Consider the following 9,383-nt stretch of genomic DNA (forward strand, 5'->3'; position numbering starts at 1 on the left):
TCATAGTCCGATCACCATCGTCGTTTCTCCAGCGGCGATGCATTGCCCTTCCTCCAGCCTGAGCAGCGCGTTCGCCTGACTCAGGGCAAAAAGCGCATGACTTTGCTGAAGCCCGGCGACGTGGAAGACACCGTCACGCAACACCCCGCGCAAGTAGTGCGGACGATTACCATCGTTGGCTAAGGCCGCTGAAACCGTGGCAGGCAATCGTGGTGGCGAGACATCAGCGGCCCCCATCCAACGAAGCAGTGCTGGACGCACAAAGAACTGGAAGGTGACGAAGGAAGACACTGGATTTCCCGGCAGCCCGAAGATGGATACGGATCGCGCATCACTGGCACGCGTCGTTTGGGCAAAGAGGAAAGGTTTACCAGGCTTCACCTTCACACGCCAAAGATCAGGAGTGATCCCGAGTTCGAGCAACGCGGGCTTGATGTGATCATGATCTCCCACGGATACACCGCCGCTGAGCACGATCATGTCGGAGCTTTCCATCAGCGTGCGCAGCGTGCTGACAGTATCCGCCAGCGTGTCCCGACAATGCACCGTGCTCGTCTCACGGATACCGAGATCTGCCAGCAGTGCCTGAAGCATGAACCCATTGCTGTTGTAAATTTGGCCCGACTGGAGCGGGCCACTGCCGGGAGGCACAAGTTCATCTCCAGTGCTTAGCACCGCCACACGCGGCGTTTCATGAACCGCGATGCTCGCCAGCCCTTGCGATGCCAGCAGCCCGATACGCCCCGGCGTGATCTTTTCCCCACGCCGCAGCATGATCTGTCCCGGACAAAGATCTGCCCCAGCGCGACGAACGTTTTCCCCATGCTCCACAGGCTCAAGGCATACGATGACATCGCCTTCGCGAATCACGTCCTCCTGCATGATCACCGCATCCGCACGATCTGGCATCGGTGCTCCAGTAAAAATGCGGATGGCATGACCGGGCGCACATTGAAGCCGGAGATCGAGCCCCGCAGGCTGCTCGCCGAACACGTCGAGCCTCCCCTGCCCCACCGTGTCCGCCGCGTGAACGGCATAGCCATCCATCATCGAGTTATCGAATCCAGGAATCGGCACCGAGGCGAGAAAGTCACGCGCGATGCAGCGCCCCAGCGCCGCTGGCAAAGGCAGATCCACGACAGGACCTGGACTGATACGGGAAAGCACGCGCTCCAGCGCCTCGGCTTCAGTGAGCATGAGTCAAAATCAAGGCTTCCCACCGACGGGTGGCTCGAGATCACCGAAGCCTTTCGCTGGCGCTTCAGTCGTTGGAGGTGTCGCAGGCTTCGTGATGACTGGCAAAGTCGGCTCCAGCGGAAGAGTCGGCACCGCACTTCCACTCGTCGCGGGCAACATGCCGGGCAAACTTGGCATTGGCTGATAAGCTGACGTGGCCTCTGGAGGCGTCGTCGGAGTTGTCGCAGGCGCAGCAGTTGGCGTCGTCGCCTCAGGAACCGGTGTGTGCTGCACGAGCACGAGGTTTGTCACCTCAGGCTGCCCTTCCTTAATGTCAGCCGTGAGGTAATGCCCCTTACGTTCAGGCGAAAGCACCAGCTTCGAGCGCGCGCCATTTGCACCCAGGGCAATCAATTCCGCTCCTGCATTCAGCGACGGCATCGGCTCACAGCGGATGAGCACATAGTTCTGCTCCGGGTTCACCATCTCGATCATGCCGATCAAGGTCGCCTGCCCCGTGGGCCCAGGCTTCTCCTCCTTCTTTTTCGAAGCACAGCCTGCCAGAAGTGAGGTGGCGATGAGGAGCGCGAGCAAGGATTTCATGATCGTAAAAAGATCAGCGTGCCGCCGTCTTCGCCGTGCGTTTGCCGAGACAAATGAGGCCATGCTCACCGCGCACAAAGATCTGCCCCTCGCTCATCGCAGGCGAGGCAAAGACCTTGTCCTCCAGTTCGCTTTCGGCCACGAGATCATAGGCCTTGCCCGGCTTCACCGTGCGCAGCGTGCCGAAGTCGTTGATGAACCACACCCTGCCCTCAGCGCTGACGAGCGAGGCATGATGCTCCTTCATCCGCTCCTCCCACGCGATGTCTCCCGTTTTCGCATCAAAGCAGTGCGCGATGCCCGAGTCGGACACGATGAGAAACCAGCCGCCCTCGCAGATCGGCGATGGCACATACGACACGCCTTTGTTCGTGCGCCAGGTGATGTGCGTGTCCGTCACATTGCCCACGCCATCAGGCTTGATCGCCAGGATGTGATGCTCGGGAAAGCCACCGGTCATGAGCAGATGGCCGGACTTTTCATCATGCACGAGCGAGGCCACGAACTGCTCCGTCGGCCCGTCGATCATCCACAGCAGACGTCCATCACGCGGATCGTAGCTCGTCACACACTTCGTTCCAGACAGCACCATCTGCGTGCGGCCATTCATCTCGCGAATCATCGGCACACAGTAGCTGCGCGTCTGATTCGGACGCTCGATGCGCCAAAGCTGGCGGCCATCCGCACGAGCAAAGGCCACAATGTAGCCCGGGCCGTCATGATCACAGTTCACGATGACTTTGTCCTCAAACAAGATCGGGCTGGAGCAGAAGCCATGCTTGCTGGCAAACACACCGGGCCGCACCTGCCAGAGCTGCCTGCCAGTGAAGTCATGCGCACTGACCACCACGGATTCGCCATCAAGAAAGGCCGTGAAGACCCGTTCCCCATCCGTCGCCGGTGTACTGGAGGCATGGCTGTTCAGGCGGTGCTTGCCTTCCAGCGGCGACTTCAGCACCGCCTTCTGCCAGAGCACCTTCCCATCGGCACGATTCACGCATTGCAGCACACGCTCCTCGGTCTCAGCCAGAGCAGCCACAGTGAACACTCGGTCCTCCCACACGATGGGCGAGGCATGACCCTGGCCCGGCAGTTCGGCACGCCAGCTCAGGCTCTTCCCATCCACCTTCACTGGGAAACCCTGGTCCAGGCTCGTGCCATCCAGACGCGGACCACGCCACTGGGGCCAGTTTTCCGCGTGCAGCGGCAGACTCAGGAGTAGAAGAAAGGGCAGACGGAATCGGATCATAACGGTGAGATTATCGAGTCCAATGCCACTCTTCAATCATCAATGCGTTTGGGCAGGCATGAGATGCACCGGCTCCGCAGCCGAAAAAAACCTTGAGATCAAGTATTGACCCACGCTGGGGAAACTGCCAGCATCGCCACCCTATGGCCAAAAAAGCAGCTACCCGTAAAGCAAACCCCGCCCTTATGAAACCCGTGCAGCCGGACGCAATTCTGGCCGCAGTCGTCGGTTCCACTCCGCAGCCGCGCAGCGAAATCACGAAGAAGATCTGGGACTACATCAAAAAACACGGTCTCCAGGACGCCAAGAACAAGCGCAACATCAATGCGGACGACAAGCTGAAGGCTGTCTTCGGTGGCAAAGCCTCCGCGACGATGTTTGAACTGGCGAAATACGTCAGTGTCCACGTCAAATAACTCACCCACAGCAACCCCTCCCCAGCGCCCCTGACCTTCCAAGTCTGGGGCGCTTTTTTTTTGCGTGGATGCTGCGGCCCCCCCACCACAGCCGCCGTATTATTCGGCCATGACCTCACCTTTAATTGTGGGCAGCAAAGCCCCTTCATTCCATGCACCCGTCGTCGGCGGTGATCACGCAGTCGCGCAAAAGCTCAAACTCTCCGACCTCAAAGGCGAGACCGTCGTACTCTACTTCTACCCGAAAGATGACACCCCAGGCTGCACCAAGCAGGCCTGCGCCCTTCGTGACGGCTGGCAGAAGATCCGTGAAAAAGCCCGCGTCTTCGGTGTCAGCATCGACTCGGTCAAAAGCCACGAGAAGTTCATCAAAAAGCACCAACTCCCCTTCCCGCTCATCAGTGATGAAGACATGACCATCGTGAACGCTTACGGCGTCTGGGTGGAAAAGAGCATGTATGGCAAAACCTACATGGGCACCGAGCGCACCACCTTCGTCATCGGACCTGATGGCAAAATCAAAGCCATCTTCCCCAAGGTGAAGCCGGACGAGCACCTCGACCTCATCCTCGCCGTACTCTGACAGGCAAAGGCCGGCAGAGTCCCTTGGCCGCAGCCGCACGAGGAGCAGCCACCAGAGCGGAGTGGCCTCGCACCGCCATCGTCAGTCATCATTCAGCATGGAAAAAAACGGGCCTTCCACCGAGGCCGCCTCACCGCCTCAGCGCCAGCACCAGCTCATTCATCTTCAGGCGCAGTTCCTCCACATCAGGATCGGCAAAGGGAACGTCCAGCGTACTCACGGCGTTCGTGTTCGCGCTCGTCTGGCTCAGCGTATTGAGCAGACCATTGTTCAGGTCCGTCTGGCTCACCTCGCCGGGCAGGCCCTGCGGGCCTTGGGGACCCTGCGGGCCAGGGGGACCCTCCGCGCCAGCGGGGCCGGGCGGGCCACCGGGGCTTCCGGGCGGGCCCTGCGGACCTTGCGGCCCCTCAGCACCCGTCGCGCCAGTGGCTCCCTGCGCGCCGGCATTCCCGCGCGGGATGTCAAAAGTGAGGTGCATCGTGTTGCCCACCACACTCGCCGTGGCATTCGCCGGGTTGCCGGGGTCCAGCGTCGTCACCCCGTCCACCTGCGCAGCGGTGACGGTGAGGATGGCGTCGATCAGCGCCTTCAGCCCATTGAGCTGGCTGCGCATTTCCACGGCATCGATCTCCGTGCCGGCTTGGGGAAGGTTGGGGTCGAACATGGCTTGGAAAAGTGGTTTCGGCTTCAGCCGAAGGGTTGGGGTTTTCCGTTCCTAGTTTCTAGTTCCTAGTTCCTAGTTCCTAGTTCCTAGTTTCTAGTTCTCAGCTTTGGACTCCTGCCAGCAGTGGCGGGTGATTTAAAACCAGAAACCAGGAACCAGAAACCAGGAACAAAGAACGCCGCCTCACAGGCTCACCGTGATGGTAGCCACATCGCTCCAGTCACCGTTCTCGCTGCCTGCGTCCCAGAAGCGCAGGCGGTACTGCCGGATCTCCGGCTGCCCGTCCACCATCAGCGGGCGCTCGTCCAGATAAGGGCTCGCAGAGTCGATGCTCAGCAGCACCCAGTCGCCCGTGCCGCGTTTGCTGTAGATCGCCACCGCATAGTGGCCAAACTTTTTGTAGCGCACCTTCACACACTGGCAGCCCATGCCCATCTCCGCCACCAGACTGAAATCCGGGCGCGTGTGCTCCGTGCTGTCCTCCGCACCCACGATGCCCAGGTCCTGCCCGATCGCCTCCGTGTAGCCAGGGCTGCGCTTGATGATCTGCACGAAGTCAAAAATGCGGTTCAGCGCACCAGGAGCCACAGGCACCGTGGCAGGGATGGGCGGTACCGCCCCAGGGTCACCCGGCGGCAACGGCGGCGCGGTGAAAACAGGCAGCACATAGGGCGCACTGCCCGTGCCAGACTCCAACTGGCTCAGAGCCTGCGTACCTGCCTGGGAAAAGGTGCGCACATCCTGGAGCCACTGGCCCAGAGTGTATTGCATGTAGCGGGCGTCCGCAGCAACGGAGGCCGCCGCCGTGGGTGACAGCGCCAGGATGGCGATGTATTGCGCGAGCTTGTCGGCAAAATTGCCATTCCAAGCACCTTGTTCACTGAGGATGGTGGGGTAGTAGCGTTGACGTTTCATGGTTCGTTGGGTTCTCTGTCGTGTTGGCGTAGCAGGCACAGGCGGTGAAGCCGGTGCCCAAAAAGTTCCTGGTGCATTCCAGGTGGCATTATTCCAGAGGGCCATGGTCGGTGGGGGAAAGCCCTGCGGCGGTGCTGGTGAAAGCCTGTCCCTTTTCATCAGGGACAAAGATTCGGCCAAAATGTGCAGCCACCCGGCCCCCCGGTGCATGGCCCCGTCGGCTCCGTGCCTGGCACCGGCTGCCCAGTGCATGGCCCCGGCGATTCAGTGCGTGTACCCTGCGGCCCGGTGCATGGCCCCAGCGGCCCGCTGCGCGCACACTGCCACCGCGTGCATGACCCCGGCAGCTCCGTGCCTGCACCCAGCCACCGCGTGCATGGCCCCGGCGGCACCTTACCTGCACCCAGCCGCCCCGTGCATGGCCCCCGCAGCCTGGTGCATGTACACAGCCGCCCCCTGCATGGCTACGGCGGCTTGTTGCGTGCACCCTGCGGCTCGGTGCCTGGCCCCCGTCTCTGGGGACATGCCCCAGGGGGCGGAAACAACGCCCCCATTCTCCGGCCCCCTGTCCCCGGCGGCAGAAACCCAGCGCTCCGCCTCCCACCACGGCGCCTCCGAGGGTCACTCCGCCCACAGAGCCGGCCCCTCCCCCGGCAGGGAGAGTCCGTGAGACAGGACTGGAGGTGATTCGTTTCATGGGACCATCTTCCCATCCCACGCGCCGCCTGTCTCCGGTCCAGTTGGAGCCCCCGCCCGCCACTCAGGCTCCCAGCCCAAAGTGGAGCAAAAACCAAGGCACCACCGGCGGGCGCAGTCTTCCCGCCTGGATAAAAGCATCCACGCCAGAGCCAAACGCCCGCGTGATGTGGAGGGCGATCCGCAGGCTCGGCCCCCGGCGGCGATGTTCCAGATGCTTCACCATGCCGCGACTGATCCCCGCCTGCTTCGCCAACTCTACCTGAGACCAGCCACGCTCCACTCTCTCCGCGATTTCCTCCTGGATGAAGGCCTCCTCATCCTCATCCAAGTCCGCGATGCCCTCCGCCGCCGAGATCACCGGCGGGCGTAGCGGCGCATGGCGTTTTTGAGCAGGCTTTCCCTTGGCCACAGCAGCCCTGCCGCCATCCTTGGTTTGAGAGGGGTTCGTCTTCGCACGCATCGTCGTCGGGGTTGACGATGCTGGCTTGTACCAAAACCACCCCGATCATGGCAAGATTATTTTTCGGGGAGACAGCGGATGAGATGAAAAATTGTGACAGCGCCGCTGCTGTGCTTCACGGTGCGGGATGCCTCCGACCAAGATCACCGACGACTTCGCCTCCGACGGCCCCGATGCCGTCCTTCGTAAAGGCGGGACCAAGTCCGGCTTCATCGGCACGCCTCAGGGCCTGAAAGGCAAAGGCTCGCCTCTCGGCCTTCTCCAGTTCTTCATCGTCAGCCACAGCGACCAGACCTTCTACTTCGAAGACAACAACGCCCGCCACTTCGCCGATCGCGAACCCGCCTTAGCCGCATGAACAAAAAAGCCCTCTCCGAGACCGACATCCGCACCAAGTTCATCACGCCGGCCATCGTCGGGGAAAATGGCTCCAAGTGGGATGTCATGACACAGGTGCGTGAGGAGGTCTATTTCACCAAAGGGCGCGTCATCGTACGCGGGAAAACCGTGAAGCGCGGCGAGGCCAAAAAGGCAGACTATCTGCTCGACTACAAGCCGAAGCTCCCGCTCGCTGTCGTGGAAGCGAAGGACAACAACCAGTCCGTCGGCGCGGGCATGCCGCAGGCGCTTGAATACGCGGAGATTCTCGATCTACCCTTTGCCTACAGTTCGAATGGCGACGCCTTCCTGGAGCACGACCGCACCGCGACCACCGGCACGGTGACTCGGGAAATCCCGCTCGATCAGTTCCCCTCGCCCGAGGAGCTTTGGCAGCGCTACTGCAAGGCCAAGGGCCTCAAGGCTGAGCAGTTCACCATCATTGCTCAAGACTACTATGACGACGGTTCGGGCAAGGCTCCGCGTTACTATCAAATCATTGCCATCAATCGGACTGTGGATGCCATCGCGCGGGGCGAGAATCGCATCCTGCTCGTCATGGCCACCGGCACGGGCAAGACCTACACCGCTTTCCAGATCATCTGGCGGCTCTGGAAGTCGGGCGCGAAGAAGCGCATCCTCTTCCTCGTGGATCGGAACATCCTCGCCGACCAGACGAAGACGAACGATTTCAAGCCCTTCGGCACCGCCATGACCAAGGTCACCAATCGCACGGTGGACAAGTCCTTTGAGATCTACCTCTGCCTCTACCAAGCCGTCACCGGCACTGAAGAAGAGGCCAATATCTACAAACAGTTCTCCAAAGACTTCTTCGACCTCATCATCGTGGATGAGTGCCATCGCGGCAGCGCAGCGGATGATGCGCGCTGGCGTCAGGTGCTGGAGTACTTCTCCTCCGCCACCCAGATCGGCCTCACCGCCACGCCGAAGGAAACCGAAAAAGTTTCCAACATCGAATACTTCGGCGAGCCCATCTACACCTACTCGCTCAAGCAGGGCATCAGCGATGGCTTCCTGGCCCCTTACAAGGTCGTCCGCATCGGTCTCGACAAAGACCTCGACGGCTGGCGGCCCGAGGACGGTCAGATGGACAAATACGGCCAGCTCATTGAGGACCGCGAATACAACGACCGCGACTTTGACCGCAACCTCATCCTCGAAAAGCGCACCGCCGTCGTTGCAGCGAAGGTCACTGAGTTTCTGAAGGCCACCAGCCGCTACTCGAAGACCATCATCTTCTGCGAAAACATCGAGCACGCCGAGCGCATGAGGCAGGCCATGGTGAATGCCAATCCCGACCTCGCCGCCGCGAATCCCAACTACGTCGTTCGCATCACCGGAGACAATCCCGCTGGCAAGGCTCAGCTCGACAACTTCATCGCCCCTGAGAAGACCTATCCCGTCATCGCCACCACCTCCCAGCTCATGTCCACCGGCGTGGACGCGCAGACCTGCAAGCTCATCGTGCTCGACAAGCGCATCGGCTCGATGACGGAGTTTAAGCAGATCATCGGGCGCGGCACGCGCATCAATGAGGACTACAACAAGTTCTTCTTCACCATCATGGATTTCAAGCGGGCCACCGCGCTCTTTGCCGATCCTAACTTCGATGGTGATCCCGTGCAGGTGTATGTTCCCGGACCCGATGACCCTCCCGTGCCGCCGGATGACCCACCTGACGATGGGGAGGGCGGTGTGCGTGAAGATCCACTGCCTTATGGCGAAGAACAGCCCGGCCCGTTTGGCGAAGGCGGCGGTGATCCGCCCACCAAATACTATGTCGATAACGTCATGGTCCGCGTCGCCACGGAGCGGGTGCAGTATCTGGACGAAAGCGGCAAGCTCATCACCGAGTCCTTGAAAGACTACTCGCGCAAAACTGTGCGCAAGGAGTTCGCTTCGCTGGATGCCTTCCTCACCGTCTGGAATGATGCCGAAAAGAAGCAGGCCATCTTGGAGGAACTCGCCACCAAAGGCGTCTTCCTCGACGAACTCGCCGAGCAGGTGGGCCGCGACTACGACGCCTTTGATCTCATCTGTCACGTCGCCTTTGATGCACCTCCACTCACGCGGAAGGAACGCGCCGACAAGGTGAAGAAGCGCAATGTCTTCGCCAAGCACGGAGACAAGGCTCGCGCCGTTCTAGATGCCCTGCTCCAGAAATACGCCGACAGCGGCATCACCAGTGTCGAGTCCTTGGACATCCTCAAAGTCGATCC

Annotated in this window: 10 protein-coding genes; 4 read left to right on the forward strand and 6 right to left on the reverse strand. The window is 60.9% G+C overall.

The genetic code is table 11. The annotated features are described in order from the left end of the window. From AC6FTP_RS04320 to AC6FTP_RS04330, 3 genes are read right to left on the reverse strand one after another with little or no spacing between them, the layout of a single operon-like run. A complete protein-coding gene (locus AC6FTP_RS04320; RefSeq protein ID WP_497205672.1) occupies window positions 1-1,197 on the reverse strand; it encodes a molybdopterin molybdotransferase MoeA in 1,197 nt (398 codons plus the stop codon). A 9-nt stretch (window positions 1,198-1,206) separates the two neighbouring features. Then, on the reverse strand, window positions 1,207-1,779 hold the full coding sequence (locus tag AC6FTP_RS04325) for a hypothetical protein (RefSeq protein ID WP_497205673.1): 573 nt from the start codon (window positions 1,777-1,779) through the stop codon (window positions 1,207-1,209). Between the two features lie 13 nt (window positions 1,780-1,792). After that, window positions 1,793-3,028: a PQQ-like beta-propeller repeat protein gene (locus AC6FTP_RS04330; RefSeq protein WP_497205674.1), complete on the reverse strand. Its 1,236-nt coding sequence runs from the start codon at window positions 3,026-3,028 to the stop codon at window positions 1,793-1,795. A gap of 185 nt (window positions 3,029-3,213) precedes the next feature. Here AC6FTP_RS04330 and AC6FTP_RS04335 point away from each other — a divergent pair, with 185 nt between their 5' ends. Together AC6FTP_RS04335 and bcp are read left to right on the forward strand one after the other, a co-directional pair. Continuing rightward, on the forward strand, window positions 3,214-3,444 hold the full coding sequence (locus tag AC6FTP_RS04335; RefSeq protein WP_497205675.1) for an SWIB/MDM2 domain-containing protein: 231 nt from the start codon (window positions 3,214-3,216) through the stop codon (window positions 3,442-3,444). A gap of 109 nt (window positions 3,445-3,553) precedes the next feature. Beyond that, a complete protein-coding gene (bcp, locus tag AC6FTP_RS04340) occupies window positions 3,554-4,027 on the forward strand; it encodes a thioredoxin-dependent thiol peroxidase (protein ID WP_497205676.1) in 474 nt (157 codons plus the stop codon). 130 nt (window positions 4,028-4,157) lie between these two features. On the opposite strand, the gene AC6FTP_RS04345 is transcribed toward bcp, so the two are convergent. The 3 genes from AC6FTP_RS04345 to AC6FTP_RS04355 all read right to left on the reverse strand — a co-directional run bounded on the left by AC6FTP_RS04345 (window position 4,158) and on the right by AC6FTP_RS04355 (window position 6,765). Then, complete coding sequence (locus tag AC6FTP_RS04345; RefSeq protein ID WP_497205677.1) at window positions 4,158-4,691, reverse strand: hypothetical protein; 534 nt, start codon at window positions 4,689-4,691, stop codon at window positions 4,158-4,160. A gap of 183 nt (window positions 4,692-4,874) precedes the next feature. After that, entirely contained in the window at window positions 4,875-5,606 is a 732-nt protein-coding gene (locus AC6FTP_RS04350) for a hypothetical protein (RefSeq protein WP_497205678.1), read from the reverse strand. 760 nt (window positions 5,607-6,366) lie between these two features. Continuing rightward, complete coding sequence (locus tag AC6FTP_RS04355; protein WP_497205679.1) at window positions 6,367-6,765, reverse strand: helix-turn-helix transcriptional regulator; 399 nt, start codon at window positions 6,763-6,765, stop codon at window positions 6,367-6,369. 127 nt (window positions 6,766-6,892) lie between these two features. On the opposite strand from AC6FTP_RS04355, the gene AC6FTP_RS04360 reads away from it, so the two are divergent. Next, complete coding sequence (locus AC6FTP_RS04360; RefSeq protein WP_497205680.1) at window positions 6,893-7,123, forward strand: hypothetical protein; 231 nt, start codon at window positions 6,893-6,895, stop codon at window positions 7,121-7,123. Next, window positions 7,120-9,383, forward strand: a 2,264-nt coding sequence (gene hsdR / locus AC6FTP_RS04365; RefSeq protein ID WP_497205681.1) for an EcoAI/FtnUII family type I restriction enzme subunit R, incomplete at its 3' end; no start/stop codon positions are given. The genes AC6FTP_RS04360 and hsdR, both read left to right, overlap by 4 nt.

This window comes from Prosthecobacter sp., assembly GCF_044378005.1.
In the GTDB taxonomy this organism is placed as follows: Bacteria; Verrucomicrobiota; Verrucomicrobiia; order Verrucomicrobiales; family Verrucomicrobiaceae; genus Prosthecobacter.

What these genes read in the sequence shown, in the direction of transcription:
- AC6FTP_RS04320 (WP_497205672.1), bottom strand. Translation starts at nt 1,197, where the DNA reads ATGCTCACTGAAGCCGAGGCGCTGGAGCGCGTGCTTTCCCGTATCAGT.
- AC6FTP_RS04325 (WP_497205673.1), bottom strand. Translation starts at nt 1,779, where the DNA reads ATGAAATCCTTGCTCGCGCTCCTCATCGCCACCTCACTTCTGGCAGGC.
- AC6FTP_RS04330 (WP_497205674.1), bottom strand. Translation starts at nt 3,028, where the DNA reads ATGATCCGATTCCGTCTGCCCTTTCTTCTACTCCTGAGTCTGCCGCTG.
- AC6FTP_RS04335 (WP_497205675.1), top strand. Translation starts at nt 3,214, where the DNA reads ATGAAACCCGTGCAGCCGGACGCAATTCTGGCCGCAGTCGTCGGTTCC.
- bcp (WP_497205676.1), top strand. Translation starts at nt 3,554, where the DNA reads ATGACCTCACCTTTAATTGTGGGCAGCAAAGCCCCTTCATTCCATGCA.
- AC6FTP_RS04345 (WP_497205677.1), bottom strand. Translation starts at nt 4,691, where the DNA reads ATGTTCGACCCCAACCTTCCCCAAGCCGGCACGGAGATCGATGCCGTG.
- AC6FTP_RS04350 (WP_497205678.1), bottom strand. Translation starts at nt 5,606, where the DNA reads ATGAAACGTCAACGCTACTACCCCACCATCCTCAGTGAACAAGGTGCT.
- AC6FTP_RS04355 (WP_497205679.1), bottom strand. Translation starts at nt 6,765, where the DNA reads ATGCGTGCGAAGACGAACCCCTCTCAAACCAAGGATGGCGGCAGGGCT.
- AC6FTP_RS04360 (WP_497205680.1), top strand. Translation starts at nt 6,893, where the DNA reads ATGCCTCCGACCAAGATCACCGACGACTTCGCCTCCGACGGCCCCGAT.